This is a genomic window from Bradyrhizobium sp. LMG 9283 (assembly GCF_045571415.1).
Classification (GTDB): Bacteria; Pseudomonadota; Alphaproteobacteria; order Rhizobiales; family Xanthobacteraceae; genus Bradyrhizobium.
In genome coordinates this window covers 6,227,521-6,250,164 of the sequence record NZ_CP120691.1, presented here as the reverse complement: position 1 = coordinate 6,250,164, position 22,644 = coordinate 6,227,521, and the positions used below count along the sequence as shown (strand labels likewise).

At 63.9% G+C, this 22,644-nt stretch carries 18 protein-coding genes; 14 read left to right on the top strand and 4 right to left on the bottom strand.

Translation table 11 applies throughout. From position 1 onward, the window contains the following. Positions 1-31 precede the first annotated feature (31 nt). The 3 genes from P6U29_RS29420 (at position 32) to P6U29_RS29410 (ending at position 2,945) form a co-directional block, all read left to right on the top strand. Positions 32-1,030, top strand: coding sequence for a TRAP transporter substrate-binding protein (locus P6U29_RS29420; protein WP_407113862.1), 999 nt, complete (start codon positions 32-34; stop codon positions 1,028-1,030). A gap of 83 nt (positions 1,031-1,113) precedes the next feature. Continuing rightward, on the top strand, positions 1,114-1,629 hold the full coding sequence (locus P6U29_RS29415) for a TRAP transporter small permease (protein ID WP_407113861.1): 516 nt from the start codon (positions 1,114-1,116) through the stop codon (positions 1,627-1,629). Further along, complete coding sequence (locus tag P6U29_RS29410; RefSeq protein ID WP_407113860.1) at positions 1,626-2,945, top strand: TRAP transporter large permease; 1,320 nt, start codon at positions 1,626-1,628, stop codon at positions 2,943-2,945. The genes P6U29_RS29415 and P6U29_RS29410 overlap by 4 nt, the downstream gene beginning before the upstream one ends. A gap of 52 nt (positions 2,946-2,997) precedes the next feature. Here the strand turns inward: P6U29_RS29410 and P6U29_RS29405 are convergent, their stop codons facing one another. Next, a complete protein-coding gene (locus P6U29_RS29405; protein WP_407113859.1) occupies positions 2,998-4,272 on the bottom strand; it encodes a serine hydrolase domain-containing protein in 1,275 nt (424 codons plus the stop codon). 163 nt (positions 4,273-4,435) lie between these two features. Between P6U29_RS29405 and P6U29_RS29400 the strand changes: the two genes are divergently transcribed. Further along, positions 4,436-5,353, top strand: a complete 918-nt coding sequence (locus P6U29_RS29400; protein ID WP_407113858.1) for an intradiol ring-cleavage dioxygenase — start codon at positions 4,436-4,438, stop codon at positions 5,351-5,353. Positions 5,354-5,368: 15 nt separating this feature from the next. Here the strand turns inward: P6U29_RS29400 and P6U29_RS29395 are convergent, their stop codons facing one another. Further along, positions 5,369-7,102: a protein kinase domain-containing protein gene (locus P6U29_RS29395; protein ID WP_407119447.1), complete on the bottom strand. Its 1,734-nt coding sequence runs from the start codon at positions 7,100-7,102 to the stop codon at positions 5,369-5,371. A 60-nt stretch (positions 7,103-7,162) separates the two neighbouring features. Continuing rightward, positions 7,163-8,002, bottom strand: coding sequence for a formate/nitrite transporter family protein (locus tag P6U29_RS29390; RefSeq protein ID WP_407113857.1), 840 nt, complete (start codon positions 8,000-8,002; stop codon positions 7,163-7,165). A gap of 677 nt (positions 8,003-8,679) precedes the next feature. Between P6U29_RS29390 and P6U29_RS29385 the strand changes: the two genes are divergently transcribed. The 10 genes from P6U29_RS29385 (at position 8,680) to P6U29_RS29340 (ending at position 21,892) form a co-directional block, all read left to right on the top strand. Beyond that, a complete protein-coding gene (locus P6U29_RS29385; protein ID WP_407113856.1) occupies positions 8,680-10,002 on the top strand; it encodes a CmpA/NrtA family ABC transporter substrate-binding protein in 1,323 nt (440 codons plus the stop codon). A 63-nt stretch (positions 10,003-10,065) separates the two neighbouring features. Then, positions 10,066-10,962 carry a nitrate ABC transporter permease gene (ntrB, locus tag P6U29_RS29380; protein WP_407113855.1) on the top strand — a complete coding sequence of 299 codons (897 nt, stop codon included), beginning with the start codon at positions 10,066-10,068 and terminating at the stop codon, positions 10,960-10,962. An 11-nt stretch (positions 10,963-10,973) separates the two neighbouring features. Beyond that, positions 10,974-11,768: an ABC transporter ATP-binding protein gene (locus tag P6U29_RS29375; protein WP_407113854.1), complete on the top strand. Its 795-nt coding sequence runs from the start codon at positions 10,974-10,976 to the stop codon at positions 11,766-11,768. Between the two features lie 339 nt (positions 11,769-12,107). Then, positions 12,108-13,499 carry an MFS transporter gene (locus P6U29_RS29370; RefSeq protein ID WP_407113853.1) on the top strand — a complete coding sequence of 464 codons (1,392 nt, stop codon included), beginning with the start codon at positions 12,108-12,110 and terminating at the stop codon, positions 13,497-13,499. Positions 13,500-13,573: 74 nt separating this feature from the next. Then, a complete protein-coding gene (locus P6U29_RS29365; RefSeq protein ID WP_407113852.1) occupies positions 13,574-14,791 on the top strand; it encodes an NAD(P)/FAD-dependent oxidoreductase in 1,218 nt (405 codons plus the stop codon). Between the two features lies 1 nt (position 14,792). Continuing rightward, on the top strand, positions 14,793-17,495 hold the full coding sequence (locus P6U29_RS29360) for a molybdopterin-dependent oxidoreductase (RefSeq protein ID WP_407113851.1): 2,703 nt from the start codon (positions 14,793-14,795) through the stop codon (positions 17,493-17,495). 371 nt (positions 17,496-17,866) lie between these two features. After that, positions 17,867-18,763 (top strand): SMP-30/gluconolactonase/LRE family protein, encoded by an 897-nt coding sequence (locus P6U29_RS29355; protein ID WP_407119446.1) that lies wholly within the window; start codon positions 17,867-17,869, stop codon positions 18,761-18,763. Between the two features lie 19 nt (positions 18,764-18,782). Then, positions 18,783-19,622, top strand: coding sequence for an aldo/keto reductase (locus P6U29_RS29350; protein WP_407113850.1), 840 nt, complete (start codon positions 18,783-18,785; stop codon positions 19,620-19,622). A 188-nt stretch (positions 19,623-19,810) separates the two neighbouring features. Continuing rightward, positions 19,811-20,752: a DMT family transporter gene (locus P6U29_RS29345; RefSeq protein ID WP_407119445.1), complete on the top strand. Its 942-nt coding sequence runs from the start codon at positions 19,811-19,813 to the stop codon at positions 20,750-20,752. Between the two features lie 60 nt (positions 20,753-20,812). Next, a complete protein-coding gene (locus P6U29_RS29340; protein ID WP_407113849.1) occupies positions 20,813-21,892 on the top strand; it encodes a zinc-binding dehydrogenase in 1,080 nt (359 codons plus the stop codon). A gap of 221 nt (positions 21,893-22,113) precedes the next feature. On the opposite strand, the gene P6U29_RS29335 is transcribed toward P6U29_RS29340, so the two are convergent. Further along, entirely contained in the window at positions 22,114-22,575 is a 462-nt protein-coding gene (locus tag P6U29_RS29335; RefSeq protein WP_027571162.1) for an Lrp/AsnC family transcriptional regulator, read from the bottom strand. Positions 22,576-22,644 lie beyond the last annotated feature (69 nt).

Genomic DNA, 22,644 nt, shown 5'->3' with positions numbered 1-22,644 from the left:
CAGGGCTGGAGCATCAAAGGGAGGGGAGACGATGAAGCGAAGATCATTTCTCGCTGGTATCGGTGCAACCACTGCGGCGGCCACGATCGGCATGCCGTCGATCCTCAGGGCGCAAGCCCCGATCACGTTGAACGGCGCGGTCCAGTTCAATGACGACCATGCCTTCAACCGGGCACTGATCCGGTTCGAAGAGCTGGTGAAGAAGTACTACGGCAAGCCCGTCAATTTCACCCTGCACAAGAACTCCTCGCTCGGCCTGGAGAAGCAGTATTTCGAGTACATGTCGCAGGGCAAGGCGGTCGATTACGGCATCGTCTCGCCGGCTCACATGTCGACCTTCGCCAAGGCGGCGCCGTTCATCGATGCGCCCTTCGTGTTCAAGGGTATCGAGCACATGAACAAGGTCGTGGAGGCCAATATCCTGGCGCCGATCGCCGACGAGGTCGCGGCCAAGGCCGAGGTCGTCCTGATCGGTTATGCCGGCGGCGGCATCCGCAACATCTTCGCCAACAAGCCGCTCAAGACTCTCGCCGACCTCAAGGGTCTCAAGGTCCGCGTGCAGGGCGCGCCGATCTGGTCGAAGACCTTCGCTGCCGTCGGCATGAGCCCGACGGTGATCGCCTATAACGAAATCTACAACGCGATCCAGAACGGCGTGATATCGGCCGGCGAGAACGAGGCGGCGGGCGTCGAGGCGATGAAGTTCTACGAAGTGGCCCCGCATCTCAGCCTCACCCAACATGCAGTCTCGATCCGCCCGATCTGCTTCTCGGTGAAGACGCTGAAGACCTTGCCGAAGGATTTGCAGGACGCGATCATGAAGGCGGGCAAAGAGGCCGGCGACTACGGCCGCCAGCTGGAGTCGAGCGAAGAGGTCGTCAAGCTCGACACGCTCGAGAAGGCCGGCAAGCTCAAGCGCGTTCCGTTCGAGGAGCGGGACGCCATGAAGAAGCTCGCCGATCCCGTGATGGCCACCTACGCCAAGGAAATTGGTGCAGAGGGCATTTTCGAGAAGATCAACGTCGTCTGAGGTCGCTCTGTCCGCCGACGATCATCCGGGCAGGCCCCGCTTCCTGCCCGGACCCGGCGGATGAGCCGCCGCACGGAGCTCCAATGTCCGAAATGCACGTCCCGTCCACACCGTCGCTGTGGCGTCGCGTCACGGCTGCCTATGCAAAATTGCTGGAAATCTTGCTGGCCTCTTGCGTCGGCATTCTGGTCATTCCGGTCACGCTGCAAATCATCTCGCGCTACACGCCCTTCATCCCGTCCTACATCTGGACGGAGGAAATGGCGCGGTTTCTGTTCGTCTGGACGATCATGATCGGGGCCATGGTTGGCGTGCGGGAGGCGCAGCATTTCGAGGTCGACGTGTGGCCTGACCTATCGCGGCGGTCGGAGGCCGCGGTGCGGATCCTCGCCCGGCTCGGCGTGCTGGCGCTGGCTCTCGTGTTTGTCTGGGCCGGGATCGAATTCACACGCTTCGCCTGGAACAGGACGTCGGAGCTGGCCGATCTGCCGCTCTGGCTGATCCACGTCGCCTGGCCGGTGGCTGGCGTGACGTGGCTCGTGTTTGCGGGCGAACAGATACTCGATGAAATGCGCGTTCTGATCGGGACACGGAGATGAGCGGCACTGTACTTTCTGCGGGACAGGCCGCCATGGTACTGTTCGGGGTCTTCATCGCCCTGCTCATCGTGCGGGTGCCGGTTGCTTTTGCACTCGGCCTTGCCTGCGTGCCGATCCTGATGATCGAGCCGCGCCTGTCGCTGATGATGCTCGCGCAGGAGACCTTCAATGCCTACAATTCATTCATCCTGCTCGCGGTGCCGTTCTTCCTGTTGACGGCGAACCTGATGAGCATCGGCGGCATCACCGACCGCCTCGTGGCGCTGTCGCGCTCGATGGTCGGGCACTGGCCGGGATCGCTGGCGCAGATCAACGTCGTGCTGTCGGTGTTCTTTGCCGGCATCTCGGGCTCCTCCACCGCCGATGCGGCGAGCCAGTCCAAGATCTTCATCGATGCGCAGAGCAAGGAGGGCTACGACCTGTCGTTCTCCATCGCCATCACGGCGGTGTCTGCCGTTCTGGCTGTCGTCATCCCGCCGTCGATCCTGATGATCGTGTGGGGCGGGCTGATCTCGACCTCGATTGCGGCGATGTATCTGGCCGGCATCGTGCCGGGCCTGCTGATCGCGGGTGCGCAGATGGCGACGGTGCACGTCTATGCCGTGCGCCGCGGCTACCCGACCTATCCGAAGGCGACATGGGTCGACATGCGGCACGCCATCTGGCGGTCGATACCGGCGCTGATGACGCCGTTCATCATCGTCGGCGGCATTTTGCTCGGGTGGTTCACCGCGACCGAGTCCGCCTGCGTCGCTGTGCTCTATTCCGTGGCCCTCTCGACATTCTTCTACCGCGAGACAGGCCTACGCGAACTATACAAGGCCTTGCTCGACACCGGGCGTCTTGCCGGCGTGGCGCTGTTTTGCGTCGGCACAGCGAGCGCGTTTGGCTGGCTGCTCGCCTACTACAAGATTCCGCAAGAGCTGCTGGCCAACGTTTCGACATGGGGCATGGGCGTCGTTGCGGCCGGCTTCTTCATCTCCTTCTGCTTTCTGGTGGTGGGCTGTTTCCTCGACGCCATTCCGGCGATCATCATCGTCGGCACGGTGCTGGAGCCGCTCGCCAAGTCGGTCGATCTCCATCCGGTCCAGTTCGCGATCATTTCCATCGTATCGCTGGCCTTCGGACTGGTGACGCCTCCCTATGGCCTATGCCTGATGATCGCCTGTTCGATCGCCGGCGTGCGGCTGCGCTACGCCCTGAAGGACACGGTGATCATGCTGATCCCGATGCTGCTCGTGCTGGCGGCGGTCATCGTTTGGCCCAGCGTGTCGCTGTTCCTGCCGCGTCTGATCGTGCCGGAGATGCTCAAATGAGCGTCCGATGGTGCGGTCCCGCGGCCGGCGGCCGCGGGACGGCTACGACTGACTACAGATTGCTCTCGGTGATTGCGGCGTAGACCATGCTGCGCAGCTCGCGGCGGATCGGGTAGGCGCTCGACGGCAGCACCTGCGTCATGAAGATGGTGATCAGCTCCTCGTCCGGGTCGATCCAGAACGAAGTCGTGGCCGCACCGCCCCAATTGTATTCGCCCGGGCTGCCGGCAATCAGCGTCTCGGCCGGGCGCATGGTCACGGCGAAGCCGAGGCCGAAGCCGATGCCGTTATAGGCTGCTTCCGAGAACAGCGAGCGCGACACTTCGGGCAGCGCGCGTCCGCCCGGGATGTGGTTGCTCGTCATCAGCGCCAGCGTCTTCGGCCCGATCAGCCTGACGCCGCCGAGCTCGCCGCCGTTGAGCAGCGCGCGGCAGAAGGTGAGATAGTCGGCGACCGTCGAGCACAATCCGCCGCCGCCCGAGATGAAGGAAGGCGGTGACAGGAACGAGCTCGTCGTCGGATCGTCTTGAAGCGTCAGCCCCTCGCGGCGTTGGCCGGCATGAAAGGTCATGCCACCGCCCGGGTCCGCCGAGTAGCAGGCCGCGAAGCGGTGCGCCTTCGAGGCCGGCACGTGGAAGTCGGTGTCGGTCATGCCGAGCGGATCGAGAATGCGTGATTTAAGGAACTGCTCGAACGGCACGCCCGAGATCTTGCCGATGAGGTAACCGATCACGTCGGTCGCAACCGAGTAGTTCCAGGCCTCGCCCGGCGAGAACTCCAGCGGGATCTTTGCCAGGCCTTCGATCATGGTCTGGAGCGTGCCCGATTTCTCGACCTCGCCGATCTTTTCAGCGCGATAAGCGGCATCGACATTCGAGCGCTGCTGGAAGCCATACGTTAGCCCAGACGTGTGGCGCAGCAAGTCGACGATCAGCATGGGTCGCGACGGCGGCCGGGTCAGGAAGGCCGGGTAGGTGCCGGCGACGAACACGCCGACGTCCTTCCATTCCGGAATGTACTTGGCGACGGGCTCGTCGATCGCGACGAGGCCTTCCTCGACCAGCATCATGAAGGCGACGCTGGTGAGCGGCTTGGTCATGGAATAGATGCGGTAGATGGTGTCGTCCTTCACCGGCACCTTGCGCTCGACATCGGCAAAACCCTGCACCGAGCTGTGGGCGATCTTGCCACGACGGTAGACCAGGAGCTGTGTGCCGGGGAAACGGCCGGCATCGATGTACCGGCGCTTGAGATGCGCATCGAGCCGGTCGAGCGCGGCCTTGGACATGCCGACGGATTCGGGCGAGGCGGGGCTAGGGGCGAGCATCAGTTCCTCCGGGCAGTTTCTGGACGATGGTGATAGCCAAATGGCGGGCCCATTCCAAGCCGGTCCTGCTTAACGCGGGGCGTCCGACTGGTGTAGTGTCCAGCCTGGAACGCCTCCAGGGAGCCCGTCCGGGCCAACGAAAAAACGCGAGGGCAAACCTACCATGACCCAGTTCAGCGAGACCGACCTCACCGAGGCCGTCATCAAGAGCTTCGACCAGACGCCGAACCCGCGGGCGAAATTCCTGCTCCAGGAATTGGTGAAATCGCTGCACGATTACGTGAGCAAGACTGGCCTGACCTTCGAGGAATGGGAATACGCGATCGACTTCCTGACCCGCACCGGCCAGAAGTGCACCGATACCCGCCAGGAATTCATCCTGCTGTCTGACGTGCTCGGCGTCTCCATGCTGGTCGACGCGGTCAACCATCGCGACCGCGACGGCGCCACCCAAACGACGGTGCTCGGCCCATTCTATGTCGGCGAGCACAAGGTGACCGCGCATGGCACCGACATCTCGCCGAACAATCAGACGGGCGAGCGGATGTTCGTGCAGAGCCGCGTCACCGACCTCGAGGGCAGGCCGCTCGCAGGCGTCCCCGTCGATGTCTGGCATGCCGATGATGACGGCTTCTATGATTCACAGAAGCCGAACTATGAGGAGCTCGGCGCCTCCGCGCGGGCGCGCTTCATCACCGACGACGACGGCCGCTTCTTCTTCCGCACCATTTTGCCGTGCAGTTACCCGATCCCGACCGACGGTCCTGTCGGGGAGATGATCGTGCAGACCAATCGCCATCCGATGCGCCCGGCCCATGTGCACTTCCTGGTCAATGCGAAGGGCTATGAGCCGCTGATCACGCATGTCTTCATGGACGGCGACAAATATCTGGATTCCGACGTCGTGTTCGGCGTCAAGGACAACCTTGTCGCCAAGGTCGAGCCGCGCAACGATCCTGAGATGCCCGACGGCACCAAGACGAGCGGGCGGTGGCACCTGATGAACTACGAATTCCACCTCAAGCCCGGCGGCGGCATGGCGCCGAAACCGCTGGGGGTGAAGGCGGCGGAGCCGGCGTGATCCGGCCTTGTCCTCCTATCGCAGCCGAATCGCTGCGAGCAGCACGATGACCGTGCAGGCCAGGATCGCCGTGGTCAGCTTCCAGAACAGCAGCGGATTGCGCTCCAGAAGGGGCGTGGTCCGTGTGGCGAGATAGGCCGGATTGGGATTTCTGAGCTCGAAGATGAACTCGGAGAGGTCTTCGTGGCGCTTGTAGGGATCGGGATGCAGCGCTTTCCTGAGCGCGCCGTCGATCCAGCCCGGGATGCCGCGCTCGACATCGACCGCCGGGCGATATTGCAATTTCCACGCGTCCGATCGTCCCCGGATCTTGGCGAGCTGGGCGCCGTAGGGCAGATGCCCGGTGAGCATCTGATAACAGATAGCGGCCAGCGAGAACATGTCGGACCGGGGCGATCCGCCCTCGCCGAGGAAATACTCCGGTGCCGTATATTGAACAGTGCCGAGAATCTCCGCGTCTGCCGATTTCGGCGCCGCTTCGGCAACGCCCGCGACCCTGACCGATCCGAAGTCGATGATCTTCGCGGTGCCGGTCTTGTCGATCAGGACGTTATCGGGCCTGAGATCCTGGTGCAGCATCTCCATCCGGTGGAAGGCGCGAAGCCCGGTGGCGATCTGCTCCACGATCCTGCGCACCGTCTCCAGATCGGGACGTGGATTGTCCAGCATCCATTGCCGCAGCGTCTGCCCCTCGACGAACTCGGTCGCGACGTAAAGATAGTTGCGCCGGGTCGATCGCGACCGCGGCTTGAGCACGTACGGACTGTCGATCCGCCGCGCGATCCATTCCTCCATCAGGAAACGTTTCAGATAGGCCTGGTTGTCGCGCAGGTCTATCGACGGAATCTTGAGCGCGACCGTTTCCTCGGTCTCCATATCGACAGCGAGATAGATGTGGCTGCGGCTGCTGCCGTGGATCTCCCGCATGATCCGATAGCCGTCGAACATCGCCCGGGGCTCCAATAGAGGCGGCAGGGGCAGCGTCGAGGTCCGATCGAAAACGCCGGTTTCCTCCGGCACCGCATCGATCCGCAGGATCTGCACCGTGATGTTGTCGTCGCTGCCGCGCCGGTAGGCCTCCTCGACGATCGCCTTTGCCGCTCCGTCGAGCTCGGCCGCATGCTCGTTGATGGCGCTCGTGACGAAGCGCGGGTCGACGAATTCGTAAGCGCCGTCGGTTGCCAGCAGGAAGGTGTCGCCCGCCTGGATCTCGACCGTCTGATAGTCGATCTCGAGCTGCGGATTGATGCCGAGCGCGCGGCCGAGATAGGTCTGCTCCGATGATACGATGATCCGGTGATCGTCGGTCAGCTGCTCCAGCGCCTTGCCGGCAACGCGGTAGATGCGGCAGTCGCCGACATGGAAGATGTGCGCGGTGGCCGCCTTGATGACCATGGCGCTGAGCGTGCAAACATAGCCCTTGTCGCGGTCATAGGCATATTGGCTCTTGCGTGTCTGCGCATGCAGCCAGGAATTGGTCGCCTCGAGCACGCGGCGGGCGGAGGTCTTCACCGTCCAGGATTCCGACGTGCAGTAATAATCCATCAGGAAGCTCTTGACCGCCGACTCGCTGGCGATCTGGCTCAGCGTGCTGGAGGAGATGCCGTCGGCGAGAACCGCCGCGATGCCCTTCAGGCTGAGCAGCGGCTCCTCCGGAATCAGGACGCCGTGAAAGTCCTGGTTGATGGGCTTGCGACCTTTGTCGGAGTGCTGGCCGACCGAGATCAGGAGACCGGGGGTCATCGTCATCACCAGGAGAGGGGAGCCTCACCCTGACCGGGCGAGGCTCCTCTGTCGAGACGCATTCGATCAGGCCGCAACGCGGGGCTTCGCAGCCTTGTCGGCCTGGCGCTTCGGCAGGGTCAGGACGTGCGTCGCGTAGAGGGTCATGCCGGTGAAGGCGAGGCCGCCGACGAGGTTGCCGAGCACGGTCGGGATCTCGTTCCAGATCAGATAGTCCATGATCGAGAACTTGGCGTGCAGCATCAGGCCCGACGGGAACAGGAACATGTTCACCACGGAATGCTCGAACACCATGTAGAAGAACACCAGGATCGGCATCCACATCGCGATGACCTTGCCGGAGACCGAGGTCGAGATCATGGCGCCGACGACGCCGGTCGAGACCATCCAGTTGCAGAGCATGCCGCGCATGAACAGCGTCGCCATGCCGGCCGCGCCGTGCGCGGCATAGCCGAGGGTTCGGCCTTCGCCGATATTGCCGATGGCCGCGCCGACCTTGTCGGGCGCCTGGGTGAAGCCGAAGGTCGTGACGAAGGCCATCATGAAGGCCACGGTGAACGCGCCGGCGAAGTTGCCGACGAAGACGAGGCCCCAGTTGCGCAGCACGCCGGCGAGGGTGACGCCCGGGCGCTTGTCGATCAAGGCGAGCGGGGAGAGCACGAACACGCCGGTCAGGAGATCGAAGCCCAGCAGATAGAGCATGACGAAGCCGACCGGGAACAGCAGCGCGCCGACCAGCGGCTGGCCGGTGTTCACGTTGATGGTGACGGCGAACCAGGCGGCGAGGGCAAGGATGGCACCGGCCATATAGGCCCGGATGACGGTATCCCGGGTGGACATGAAGATCTTGGACTCGCCTGCATCCACCATCTTGGTGACGAATTCCGAAGGCGCGAGATACGACATCAATGGTTCCTTTTGCTCGTAAGTGAGATCGACACGCCCCTGGCGAGAGCGCGGCTGAATGTCTTGGCCGTGCGGGCTGGCCGGCCGCGCACGAGGGCTATGGAAAGTCTGGAAGCCTTGGGAATCGCGTCACGAGGACTTTAAAGCCGGGAGGGCCGCGAAGCAGTTGAGCTTCCGGGATGCAGCCGCCAGAGGCTGCAACAATGCGGCAAGCCGCAGTCTTCGTTGACGCCACAGCAGAAGCAAGTTGCGTGCCGTCCCGGCGCGTCCGAAAGATGAAGAGATATCAATGTGAAGTGGCGCTCCCTGATTTGTTGATAATGCGGTCGGGGCCTCTTGTGCGGGCGTCTGCACAAAATTTGTGCGCAGGTCAAATACTGAGCAGATCGCAAATTTCGAATGCGGAACTCCCCTGCGGCAGTCTGGCGCAGACCAATTAAGCTATTGATTTTCTAACGCTTTTACAGGTGACGGGCTTGGCACGAAGCTTGAATAGTTCCAACCCGACGCCATTGAAGCCGTCCCGCGAGACTTCTCATCCGATTTGCTGACGCCACCAGACGGGGGTCATCCCCGTCGTGCGCTCGCATGCGCCAAAGACGGCGCCAAGGACGGACGGGCTGCTCGCGCGCACAGCCGCAAATCATTCCGCAACGATGCAAAGGACGACACTGCCTATGACCAAGCGCACCCGCCGGCCCTCGGAAACGACCGGCCTCAGCCGCCGTCAATTGTTGAAGGCGACCGGCTCGACCGCCGCACTTCTTGCCGCCGCCAAGCTGAATTTCCCTGCCGGCGCCTTCGCTCAGGACGCAGGCCCTGAGGTCAAGGGCGCCAAGCTCGGCTTCATTGCCCTCAGCGACGCCGGTCCGCTGTTCGTCGCCAAGGACAAGGGTCTCTTCGCCAAATACGGCATGCCTGACACTGACGTGCAGAAGCAGGCCTCCTGGGGCACCACGCGCGACAACCTCGTGCTCGGCTCCGAGGGCAACGGCATCGACGGCGCGCATATCCTCACACCGATGCCGTATCTGATCTCGGCCGGCAAGGTGACCCAGAACAACCAGCCGACGCCGATGTACATCCTGGCGCGGCTCAATCTCGACAGTCAGTGCATCTCTGTCGCCAACGAATATGCCGACCTCAAGCTCGGCGTCGATGCATCGCCCTTCAAGGCGGCGCTGGAGAAGAAGAAGTCCTCCGGCAAGGCCGTGAAGGCCGCGATGACCTTCCCCGGCGGCACGCACGACCTCTGGATCCGCTACTGGCTCGCCGCCGGCGGCATCGATCCCGACAAGGACATCGAGACCATCGTGGTGCCGCCGCCGCAGATGGTGGCCAACATGAAGGTCGGTACCATGGACTGCTTCTGCGTCGGCGAGCCATGGAATCTGCAGCTGATCAATCAAAAGATCGGCTACACCGCTGTCACCACTGGCGAGCTCTGGAACAAGCATCCGGAAAAATCCTTCGGCATGCGCGCGGCCTTCGTCGACAAATATCCGAAGGCGGCCAAGGCGTTGCTGATGGCCGTGATGGAAGCCCAGCAGTGGTCGGACAAAGCCGAGAACAAGGCCGAGCTCGCCGCCATCATGGGCAAGCGGCAGTGGATGAATTGCCCGGTCGAGGACGTGCTCGACCGCACCGCCGGCAAGTTCGACTACGGCATCCCCGGCAAGGTGGTCGAGAACTCGCCGCACATCATGAAGTACTGGCGCGATCATGCCTCCTATCCCTTCCAGAGCCACGATCTCTGGTTCCTCACCGAGGACATCCGCTGGGGCAAGTACGAGGCGAATTTCGATACCAAGGCGCTGATCGCGAAGGTCAACCGCGAGGACATGTGGCGCGACGCGGCCAAGACCCTCGGCGTCGCCGCTTCCGACATCCCGACCTCCACCTCGCGCGGCAAGGAGACCTTCTTCGACGGCAAGGTGTTCGATCCCGAAAATCCGGCTGCCTATCTGAAGTCGCTCGCGATCAAGCGCGTCGAAGTCTGATGGAGCCCTGCGGCCGCCCTCGGGCGGCCGCATCGTCCTTGCGAAAGCCGGAAGAGGATTGCGATGAACATGCCTGCCACAAAGATTGAGCTTGAGACCGCGATGCCTGCGGGCGCCGCCGCGCCGGTCGTCGCGATGACACCGAAGCGGCCGCCACGCACTGAAGCCTACGCACGCATGGCGCGGGAATCCGCCGTGCGCGTGATCCCGCCGCTGGTCGTGATCGCGCTGTTGACGCTGGTATGGGAGCTGGTCTGCCGGAGAGCCGGCTCGGCGCTGCCGCCGCCGTCAAAAGTATTTACAGACACCAGGGAGCTGATCCTCGATCCGTTCTTCGATCATGGCGGCATCGACAAGGGCTTGTTCTGGCATCTGTCGGCCAGTCTCCAGCGCGTTGCCTTCGGCTATTCGCTGTCCGCCATCGCCGGCATCGCCCTTGGCGTGCTCGTCGGACAGTCGGTCTGGGCGATGCGCGGGCTCGATCCGCTGTTCCAGGTGCTGCGTACCATTCCGCCGCTGGCCTGGCTGCCGCTCTCGCTCGCGGCATTCCGCGACGGCCAGCCCTCGGCGATCTTCGTCATCTTCATCACCTCGATCTGGCCGATCATCATCAACACCGCGGTCGGCATCCGCAACATTCCGCAGGACTATCGCAACGTCGCGGCGGTGGTGCAGCTCAACCCGCTCGAGTTCTTCGCAAAGATCATGATCCCGGCGGCGGCGCCCTACATCTTCACCGGCCTTCGCATCGGCATCGGCCTGTCGTGGCTTGCGATCGTCGCAGCCGAAATGCTGATCGGCGGCGTCGGTATCGGCTTCTTCATCTGGGACGCCTGGAACTCCTCGCATATCAGCGAGATCATCCTGGCGCTGTTCTATGTCGGCATCGTCGGCTTCGTGCTGGACCGCCTGATCGCGGGGCTCGGCAAGATCGTCACCCGCGGCACCGCGCAGAACTGAGGAGAAGGTACATGACGGCCTATCTGAAGCTCGACCACATCGACAAGGTCTTCACCCGCGGCGTCGCCACCACGGAGGTGCTGAAGGACATCAATCTCACGATCGAAAAGGGCGAATACGTTTCGATCATCGGCCATTCCGGCTGCGGCAAGTCGACCCTGCTCAACATCATCGCAGGGCTGACCGGCGCCTCCACGGGCGGCGTGCTGCTGGAAAACCGCGAGGTGAACTCGCCGGGGCCCGATCGCGCCGTGGTGTTCCAGAACCACAGCCTGCTGCCGTGGCTGACCGTCTACGAGAACGTCAAGCTCGGCGTCGACAAGGTCTTCGCCAAGACAAAGTCCCGCGCTGAGCGCGACGCGTGGGTGATGCACAATCTCAACCTCGTGCAGATGGCCCATGCCAGGGACAAGCGTCCTTCGGAAATCTCCGGCGGCATGAAGCAGCGCGTCGGCATCGCGCGGGCGCTGGCGATGGAGCCGAAGGTGCTGCTGCTGGACGAGCCGTTCGGCGCCCTCGATGCACTGACCCGCGCGCATCTGCAGGACTCGGTGATGGCGCTACATCAGAAGCTCGGCAATACGATCCTGATGATCACCCATGACGTCGACGAGGCCGTGCTCCTGTCCGACCGCATCGTGATGATGACGAACGGGCCGAGCGCGCGCATCGGCGAGGTGTTGGAGGTGCCGCTGGCACGCCCGCGCAAGCGGCTCGAGCTCGCGACGAACACCACGTATTTGAAGTGCCGGCAGCGCGTCCTCGAATTCCTCTATGAGCGCCACCGTTTCGTTGAGGCCGCGTAAACCAAAGGTTAATGCGCGAAACGTCCGCGCCTAAATAATCGACACCTCGCTCAATCCTTGTGCGCCGCACAAGGATTGAGCGAATCGCAAATTTTGCGAGCGAAAATGCCCTGCAAAAATTTCGGGCAATACGAATAACGTCCTGAAATCCCTGCATTTCCAGCGTGCGCGCAATTGGCACGGAAATTGAAACGTGCTTGCGCGACGCCAACGACGACGTCCCTCAACATCATCAATCAGCATCGTGAACTCGCCACCGGGGTGAAGCCTCGGAGCGTGCCTCCGTGGCCGGAGGCTAAGCCTGCAACGACGCAGCGGTGAGCCTAGAAGGGATACTCAATGACGAAGAATCCGACTCTGAACTCCAGCTGGATTTCAGACTGGCGCCCCGAAGATGAGGCGTTCTGGAATGCGACCGGCAAGACGATCGCCCGGCGCAACCTGATCTGGTCGATCGTGGCCGAACATATCGGCTTCTCGGTCTGGCTGATCTGGAGCATCGTCACCACCAAGCTGCCGCAGGCCGGCTTCCACTACAGCACCGACCAGCTGTTCCAGCTCGTCGCCGTGCCGGGCCTGATCGGCGCGTTGATGCGCTTTCCCTATACCTTCGCAGTCACGACCTTCGGCGGCCGCAACTGGACCATCTTCAGCGCGGCGATCCTGTTCATTCCGACCCTGTCGCTTGCCTATTTCGTGAGCCAGCCCGACACGCCGTTCTGGCTGATGCTGCTGATCGCCTCGACCGCCGGTCTCGGCGGCGGCAATTTCGCCTCCAGCATGACCAACATCTCCTTCTTCTTTCCCGACCGGATGAAGGGATGGGCGCTCGGCCTCAACGCCGCCGGCGGCAATATCGGTGTCTCCAGCGTGCAGCTCCTGACCCCGATCCTGATGACGCTCGCCGTCTTCAACCTGTTCCAGGCAACGCCTGTCGACGGCATCTTCCTGCAGAATGCCGGCCTGATGTGGGTGCTGCCGATCGCGATCGCGGTGTTCGGCGCCGTGTTCTTCATGAACAATCTCACCACGGCGAAATCGTCGGTGAAGAACCAGCTCGCGATCGTCAAGCGCAAGCACACCTGGATCATGGCGTATCTCTATATCGGCACCTTCGGGTCCTTCATCGGCTACTCCGCCGCGTTCCCGCTGCTGATCAAGACGCAGTTCCCCGCCGTGACGATCTCGATCGCCTTCCTCGGTCCGCTGGTCGGCTCGCTGTCGCGTCCGCTCGGCGGCTGGCTCGCAGACCGGATCGGCGGCTCGATCATCACCTTCTGGAATTTCATCGTGATGGCGGGCGCCACGGTCGGCGTGCTCTACTTCGTCGGGCAGAAGGATTTTATCGGCTTCCTGTCGATGTTCCTGATCCTGTTCGTGACGACGGGCATCGGCAACGGCTCGACCTACCGCATGATCCCCTCGATCTTCCGCGAGGAGAACCTGTTCAAGGTGCGCGGCAAGGGCGATGTCGCGCGTGCGGCTGCCCTGAAGACGGCGAGCATCGAGAGCGGCGCGGCGGTCGGCTTCATCGGCGCGATCGGCGCGGTCGGCGGCTATCTGATCCCGACCGGGTTCGGCAAGTCGATTGCCATGACGGGCGGGCCGCAGCTCGCGCTCGCGATCTATCTCGCCTTCTATGCCTCCTGCCTCGCTCTGACCTGGTGGTTCTACCTGCGTCGCAGCCCGCAGGGTGAAGGCGCGTCGAGTCTCGCCGAAGCAAGAGTGTAACATTTGGTATGAATCTCGCTTCTCCCCGTACGCGGGGAGAAGCTCCACTGCAGACCATGGAATAAGGAATTGCCATGAGTGAACCGCTGGTCATCGTCGGTAACGGTATGGCGGCCGCGCGTCTGGTCGACGAGCTCGCCAAGACCGCGCTCGGCCGCTACGCGGTCGCCGTGATCGGTGAAGAACCGCGGCTCGCTTACAACCGCGTGCTGCTCTCCTCCGTGCTGGCCGGCGAGACCGGCTCGCACGAGATCGAGCTCAGGCCGGCGGACTGGTGGCGTCATCGCGGCGTCACGGTGCGCTACGGCTATCGCGTCACCGAGATCGACACCGGCCGCCGCGAGCTGAAGATCGCGGGCGAAGAGAGCATGGAGTATTCCAAGCTGGTGCTCGCGACCGGCTCGACGCCGCTGCGGCTCAACGTGCCGGGCGCCGATCTCGCCGGCGTGCACACCTTTCGCGATACGCGCGATGTCGACCTGCTCTTGACGCTGGCTGCGGCGAAGAAGCGCGTCGTCGTGATTGGTGGCGGACTGCTCGGACTCGAGGCTGCTTACGGCCTCGCCAAGGCCGGTGCCCCCGTGACGCTGCTGCATCTCATGGATCGGCTGATGGAGCGCCAGCTCGATGCGCCCGCGGCCGACCTGCTCAAGACGTTGGTCGAGCGCAAGGGCATCCGCATCCTGCTCGACGCCAGCACGAAGTGCATCCACGGCGACGGTCATGTCCAGGCCGTCGAGCTCGCCGACGGCAGCCGCATCGAGGCCGACGCCGTGATCTTCGCTGCCGGCATCAAGCCGAACGTCGCGCTGGCGAAAGAGGCGGGGATTGCGGTCAATCGCGGCGTCGTGGTCAACGACGTCATGCAGACCTCCTCGTCCGACATCTTCGCGCTCGGCGAATGCGCCGAGCATCGTGGCACGTGCTACGGCCTGGTCGAGCCCGCCTATGAGCAGGCGCGCGTGCTGGCGCGGCATCTCGCCGGCCGGCCCGCCGCCTATCAGGGCAGCGTGGTCTCGACCAACCTCAAGGTCTCCGGCGTCAGCGTGTTCTCCGCCGGCGACTTCATGGGCGGGGAGGGCAGCGAGAGCCTCGTGCTGTCGGACCGCCGGCGCGGCACTTACAAGAAGCTCGTCATCGCCGACGGCCGGCTCACCGGTGCGGTGCTGATCGGCGATACCGTCGATGCGCTCTGGTACCTCGAGCTGATCCGCAATCGCGACAAGGTCGCGGCGATTCGCACCGACATGATGTTCGGCCGCGCGCTGGCGCTGCCTTCGAAAGCGGCTTGATATGACGGCGATCGATCCAAATCTCCGCACCACCAAGACGACCTGTCCCTATTGCGGCGTCGGTTGCGGCGTGCTGGCGACGCCGGACGGCAAGGGCGGCGCGGCGATCGCGGGCGACCCTGAGCATCCCGCCAATTTCGGCCGGCTGTGCTCCAAGGGCTCGGCGCTCGGTGAGACCGTCGGGCTCGAAAGCCGGCTGCTCTATCCCATGATCCGCTGCAAGGGCGTGCTGGAGCGGGTCGCCTGGAGCGATGCGCTCGATCACGTCGCCCATCGCATGCAGCACATCGTGGCGCGCGACGGCGCCGATGCGGTCGCCTTCTATCTCTCCGGCCAGCTCCTCACCGAGGACTATTACGTTGCCAACAAGCTGATGAAGGGCTTTGTCGGCACGGCGAACGTGGATACCAACTCGCGGCTGTGCATGTCGTCCTCGGTTGCCGGCCACCGCCGTGCTTTCGGCGCCGACACCGTGCCCGGCTGCTACGAGGATCTCGACCAGGCTGACTTGCTCGTCTTCGTCGGCTCGAACGCGGCCTGGTGCCATCCCGTGCTGTTCCAGCGCATGCTGAAGAACCGTGGGGAGCGCGGCGCGCGCATGATCGTGATCGATCCGCGCCGCACCGACACCGCCAGCGACGTCGACCTGTTCCTCGGCCTCAAGCCCGGCACCGACGCCGCGCTGTTCTCCGGCCTCTTCGTGCATCTCGCCGACAACGGCGCGCTGGACCAGGACTATATCGCGCTGAACACCAGCGGTTTCGACGACGCACTGGCACGCGCTCGCAACATCGCCGGCAGCGTCACCGCGACCGCGCTCGCCACGGGCCTGTCCGAGCAGGACGTCGCCACCTTCTTCAAGATGTTCCGTGACACCGCGAAGGTCGTCACGCTCTATTCGCAAGGGGTCAACCAGTCGGCGCAAGGTACCGACAAGGTCAATGCCATCCTGAACTGCCACCTTGCGACGGGGCGCATCGGCAAGCCGGGCGCCTCGCCGTTCTCGCTCACCGGCCAGCCCAACGCGATGGGCGGCCGCGAGGTCGGCGGCCTCGCCAATATGCTCGCCGCCCATATGGGTTTCACGCCGCCCGACATCGATCGTGTCAGGCGGTTCTGGAAGGCGCCACGCATTGCCACCCATGAGGGGCTGAAGGCGGTGCAATTGTTCGAGGCGATCAACCGCGGCGAGGTCAAGGCGCTATGGGTGATGGGCACCAACCCGGCGGTGTCGCTGCCCGATGCCGACATGGTTCGCGATGCCTTGAAGAAGCTCGAGCTGTTCGTCGTCTCCGAGAACGTGCTCTCCAACGACACCGTCGAGGCCGGCCCGCACGTGCTGCTGCCGGCGCTGGCTTGGGGCGAGAAGTCGGGCACGGTGACCAATTCCGAGCGTCGCATCTCGCGCCAGCGCTCGTTCCTGCCGGCGCCGGGCGAGGCGCGCCCCGATTGGTGGATCCTGAGCGAGACCGCAAAGCGTCTCGGCTTCGGCGACAGTTTCAACTACAAATCGGCCGCGGACATTTTCCGCGAGCATGCCGCGCTCTCGGCCTTCGAGAACGACGGCAGCCGTGATTTCGACATCGGCGCGCTGACCTCGCTGTCGGACGAAGCCTTCGACGCGTTGAGGCCGGTGCAGTGGCCGGTGCGGGAAGGCGGCATGCCCGGCGAGCGGTTCTTCGCGCAAGGCGGCTTCTTCACCAATGACGGCAAGGGCCGCTTCGTCGCGCCAGAGGTGCCGGCGCTGCGCGGCGAGACGGGTCCGGCGCGCCCCTTGCGGCTCAACACCGGGCGCATCCGCGACCAATGGCACACCATGACGCGCACGGGTCTCAGCCAGCGGCTGGGCGCGCATCTGCCCGAGCCGTTTGTCGAGATCCATCCCGACGACGCCCGCAAATACGGCGTCGCCCACGACGGCTATGCCCGGATCACCACCGATTACGGCCAGTGCATCCTGAAGGTCGTCGTCAGCGAACGGCAGCAGCGCGGCGCTCTGTTCGTGCCGATCCATTGGAGCGCGATGAACACCTCGCATGGCCGCGTCGGTGCGCTGGTGCAGTCCTTCACCGATCCGTTCTCCGGGCAGCCGGAATCGAAGGCGACGCCGGCCGCAATCGCGCCGTATGAATTCGTGTTTCGCGGGTTTGCGCTGTCGCGCAAGCAGCTCGACCTGCCGTCAAACCTGTTATGGACCCGCGTCACCGTCGCCGGCGGCTTCGGTTATCTCTTCGCCGACAACGCAGATCTTTCGCGCTGGCCCGCCTGGCTCGAGAACGTCGGGGGCGAAGACGTTGCCGAATATCGCGATTTCGGGGGCGGCGTCTATCGTGCGGCCTCGTTCGCGGGCGACCGCATCGACACCTGCCTGTTCGTCGGCCCCGCGCACGACGCCGGCGATTGGGAGGTGGTCAAGAGCCTGTTCGTCGCCGACCACGTCACTGACGATCAGCGCCGCATGCTGCTATCGGGCAAGTCCAGCGAAGGCGCTGCCTCGACCGGCCCGATCGTCTGCGCCTGCTTCGGCGTCGGCCGCGGCACCATCTGTGACACCATCGCTGGCGGCGCACGCACTGCCGCCGAGATCGGCGCCAAGCTCAAGGCCGGTACCAATTGCGGCTCCTGCATCCCCGAGCTGAAGCGTCTGATCGCGGCGACGGAAGTGGCGGTGAAAGAGGCCAAGGTCGCGGGCACGGTGGGGTAGGCCCAGCTCTTTCTATCGTCATTGCGAGCGTAGCGAAGCAATCCAGAGTCTCTCCGTGGCGGGATTCTGGATTGCTTCGCTACGCTCGCAATGACGGTGTTGATGCAGGTGCGTGCGAGAACCATGGTCTCGTGCCCCGGACGCAGCGCAGCGTCCCTTCGACGGTGCGCTGCAGAGCCGGGGCCCATCTTGCAACGAGTTGCGCCACTTTCTGGGTCCCGGCTCTGCGCCGCAACGCTTGCGCGTTTGCAGCGCGTCCGGGACACGCGGTATGGGCTGGTGCGAAGCCACGCCGCCCGCACCAATCGACGCGCCATCGATTGTGCCTTATGTTACCACGCTCCCCCCGCAACAATCACAAAACCATCATGATGTATCTGGAAACGCCGCCGCGCCTGATCGAGACCAGGCTCTTCTCCGCGATGCCCGACAAATTCCGCCACAAGGGTGTGCGGACCGACTGGGCTGACGCCAACCGCCCGGGTATTGCGACCGACAGCTTCATCGAAGGCCCTTCATTCGACCGGGACGGCTATCTCTACATCGTCGACATTCCCTTCGGTCGCATCTTCCGTATCGCGCCCGATGGCGAATGGTCGCTCGTAATCGAATATGAGGGCTGGCCGAACGGGCTAAAGATCGCGGCCGACGGCCGCATCCTGGTGGCCGACTACATGCACGGCATCATGGAGCTCGATGCCAGAGCCGGCCGCATCAAGCCCATCCTAACCGCGCGCAACTCGGAATCGTTCCGCGGCTGCAACGACCTGCATCTCGCCTCCAACGGCGACATCTATTTCACCGATCAGGGCCAGACTGGCCTGCATGATCCCAGCGGCCGGGTCTATCGCCTCGCATCGAATGGTCGGCTCGATTGCCTGATCGACACCGGCATCAGCCCGAACGGCCTCGTGCTCGATCCGACCGAGACCGTGCTGTTCGTCGCCATGACGCGCGACAACGCGGTGTGGCGGCTGCCGTTCATGAAGGATGGCAGCGTGTCGAAGGTCGGTCGCTTCTGCTCGCTGTTCGGCACCAGCGGCCCCGATGGCATGACCATGGATGCCAAGGGCCGGCTGTTCGTCGGCCACGCTTCGCTTGGCCATGTCTTTGTGTTCGCGCCAAACGGGGAACTGATCGCGCGGATCAAGTCCTGCGCGGGACCGAATTGCACCAATGTGGCAATTGGTGGCGAAAACAAGGATCGGCTCTATATCACGGAGTCCTCGACCGGCAGCGTGCTGGTGGCGGATATCGGCGGTCTCTAGGGCATCTGAAGGAATAAGCATGAACACAAAGCCTTTCGGCAAGACCGGCGCCAACGTCTCGGTCATCGGGCAGGGCACCTGGTATCTCGACCACGGCGACCGCAAGCGCGCGATCGCGGCGCTTCAGCGCGGGCTCGATCTCGGCATGACTCACATCGACACCGCCGAAATGTATGGCGATGCCGAGCTCGTCATTGCGGATGCGATTGCAGGCCGGCGCGATGAGGTGTTCCTCGTTTCAAAAGTGCTGCCGAGCAACGCCTCGCGCCGCGGCACCATCGCCGCCTGCGAGCGCTCGCTGAAGCGGCTCAAGACCGACCGGCTCGACTGTTATCTCCTGCACTGGCGCGGTTCCTATCCTCTGGAAGACACCGTCGCCGCATTCGAGGAACTGGTGAAATCAGGCAAGATCAGGTCATGGGGCGTCTCCAACTTTGACGCGGACGATCTCGACGAAATCCTCGACGTTGCGGGCGAGGGCCGGATCGCCTGCAATCAGGTGCTCTATCATCTCAAGGAACGCGCGATCGAGCATGCGGTGATCCCATGGTGCGAGCAGCATGGCGTTGCCGTCGTCGCCTATTCGCCGTTCGGTCACGACGATTTCCCCGCAAGCAGCAGCAAGGGCGGCGCCGTGCTGGCGCGAATCGCGGAGGCGCGTCGCGCGACGCCACGTCAGGTCGCGCTGAGCTTCCTCACCCGTGCGACTACGGTGTTCGCGATCCCGAAAGCCTCGTCTGCGGAACACGCTGGCGAAAACGCGGCAGCAGGGGATCTCGTGCTGACGAAAGACGAGATTTCGGCGCTCGATGCGGCGTTTCCGCGCGGTCCGAAGCCGCGCAGCCTGCCCATGTTGTAGCGCACAAACGGGCATTATTAACGGAGCATTGACGCGCGCGGCGGCTTGCGCATATCGGCATCCTGTTTTCGGAAGTTGTGAACGCGGCGCATTTGTCGTTTTTTACGTGTGTTCTCGATTCGCATTTTGCCCGGGTTCCAGCCGTGACACCGCCGCCCGCCGCAGCCGCAAGGCTCGACAGTATTCCCATGCCTGTGCCGGAGAAGAAGCAGCAGGCTCGCCGCGCGCCTGCGCGCGTCGATCATCCCTTCAAGGGCATCGCACTGATCCTGCTTTCGACGGTGTTTCTCGGCTGCTCCGACACCGCCGCGAAATATCTCTCGACCAGCCTGCCTTCGATCGAGATCACCTGGATCCGCTTTCTCACCTTCGCGCTGATCTTCACGCCGGTGATGCTGCGGTCCTCGCCGTACTACGCGATGCGCACCGAGCGTCTCGGATTGCACGTGATGCGCGGCGCGGTGCTGCTCGGCTCTTCGCTGTTCTTCATTACGGGCCTCGGCTTCCTGCCGATCGCGGAAGCTTCCGCCACCGGCTTCGTGGCGCCGCTGTTCGTCACTGCGCTCTCGATCGTCTTCCTCGGCGAGAAGGTCGGCATGCGCCGCTGGTTCGCGACCGCGCTCGGGCTCGTCGGCGTGCTGATCATCCTGCGGCCGGGCACCAGCGCGTTTCATCCGGCGGCGTTCTTCCCCGTCGTCTCGGCGGCCTGCTGGGCCGGCACGCTGATCCTGACGCGGATGATGAGCGGCCGCGAGGCCGTCGTCACCACCATGGCCTATTCCTCGCTGACCGGCCTTGCGATCCTCACCGCAATCGTGCCTTTCGTCTGGGTGACGCCGTCCTGGACCGCGATCGCACTCGGCATCTTCATCGGCGTTGCCTCGACCGCCGGCCAGTGGATCGTCGTGCTCGCCTATCGCTACGGCGATGCCTCGGTGCTGGCGCCGTTCTCCTACTCGCAATTGTTGTGGGTCAGCATTCTCGGCTTCTTCATCTTCGGCGAGGTGCCGAGCATCTGGACCATCGTCGGCGCGGCCTTCATCGTCGCCAGCGGTCTCTACATCGCCCATCGCGAGCGCGTCCGCCGCGCCCAGCTGCTGGTGCTGGAAGAGCGTTCGCCGAACGCCTGACGCAAGTTCGCGCACTCCGCGTCGTGGTATCAACGCTCCAAACGATACGGGAGGAGCCGGATGCGCGCCGCGATCTTCAGGAACGGTGAGATTGTCGTTGGTCAGATGGCCGAGCCGAAACCCGGCAACGGGCTGGTGGTGGTCAAGACGCTCGCCTGCGGCATCTGCGGCTCCGATCTGCACGCGCGCCAGCACGCCCATCGCATGGTGGAGATGGCGAAGAAGACTGGCCGCAAGCCGATGGACCTCAGCCGCGACGTCGTGTTCGGCCATGAGTTCTGTTGCGAGATCGTCGACTACGGCTCCGGCACAGCGCGCAAGCTTAAGCCGGGTACACGCGTCTGCTCGCTGCCTGCGCTGGTGACACCTGCGGGTGTCGAGGGCATCGGCTATTCCAACGACAATATCGGCGGCTATGCCGAGGCGATGCTGCTCAGCGAAGCGCTGCTGCTCGAAGTGCCTAACGGTCTTGCGCCGGAGCACGCCGCGCTCACCGAGCCGCTGGCGGTCGGCGTTCACTCCGTCGCCAAGGCCAACATTCGAGGCGGCGAGGTGCCGCTCGTGATCGGCTGCGGCCCGGTCGGGCTCGCGGTGATCGCCGCGCTGAAGCTCAAGGGGCTGCACCCGATCATCGCCGCAGACTATTCGCCCACGCGCCGCGCGCTCGCGGCAAAGCTCGGCGCGGACGTCGTGGTCGATCCCAGGGTGTCGCAGCCTTATGCGACCTGGGCCGAGCACGCGCAGATGTCAGACGCCGAGAAGGCGGCGCGGCCGCCGTTCCAGGCTATGCTGCCGGCGCTGAAACCTGCGATCATCTTCGAATGCGTCGGCGTGCCAGGCCTGCTCCAGCAGGTGTTCGAGGGGGCTCCGCGTGATGCGCGCATCGTCGTGGTCGGCGTCTGCATGGAGAGCGACAGAAACGAGCCCATGCTCGGCATCATGAAGGAACTCAACGTCCAGTACGTGCTCGGCTACACGCCGGAGGAGTTTGCGGCGTCACTGCGCCTGATCGCGGAAGGGCAGGTGGATGCGGCTGCGATGGTGACGGGGCAAGTCGGCCTCGACGGCGTCGCCAAGGCATTCGCCGATCTCGCCAACCCTGAAGCCCACACCAAGATCATCGTGCAGCCGTGGCGGTGATGGTGCAGTCGCGGCGGCAGTGCGCTCCCTCCCCCGCTTGCGGGGCAGGGTCGGGGAGAGGGTGTCTCGCATCGGGGTAATCCTCTAGAGGAGAAAGCCCTCACCCGGCGCTACGCGCCGACCTCTCCCGCATCCGCCTTCGCCAAGGCTTCGGCGGACAAGAGCGGGAGAGGTTAACCGAGCGCGTCGCTCGACTGCCATTCGGTTTGCTAGCATCAACGTCATACCGGCAGCGCGATCGAATACTTCACCTGGCTCAGTGCAAAGCTCGATTCGATCGAGGCGATGCCGTCGAGCCGGGTCAGCTTGGTCTTCAGGAATGTCTCGTAGGAGGCGAGGTCGGCAGCGACGACGCGCAGCAGATAGTCGCGATTGCCCGTCATCAGATAGCACTCCAAGACCTCATCCCATTTCGAGATCGCGCGCGCGAAGCGGTTGAGATCCTCCTCCTTCTGCCGCGCCAGCTTGATCGAGATGAAGACGCTGACATGCAGCCCCAGCGCCTTCTGATCCACCGTCGCGACGTAGCGAGAGATGACGCCGCGCTCCTCCAGCAGTTTGACCCGGCGGTGGCAGGGCGAGACCGAGAGCCCGACCTTGTCGGCGAGCTCCTGCATCGTGAGGCGGCTGTCGTTCTGAAGGTGGCTGAGGATCTTGCGGTCGATGGCGTCGAGCTCGGGCATTGGGATGGAACCTGTATCTTTTGGCACTACATTGGTAAAATATCCCAAGATCGGCGGGTATGGCGCGAA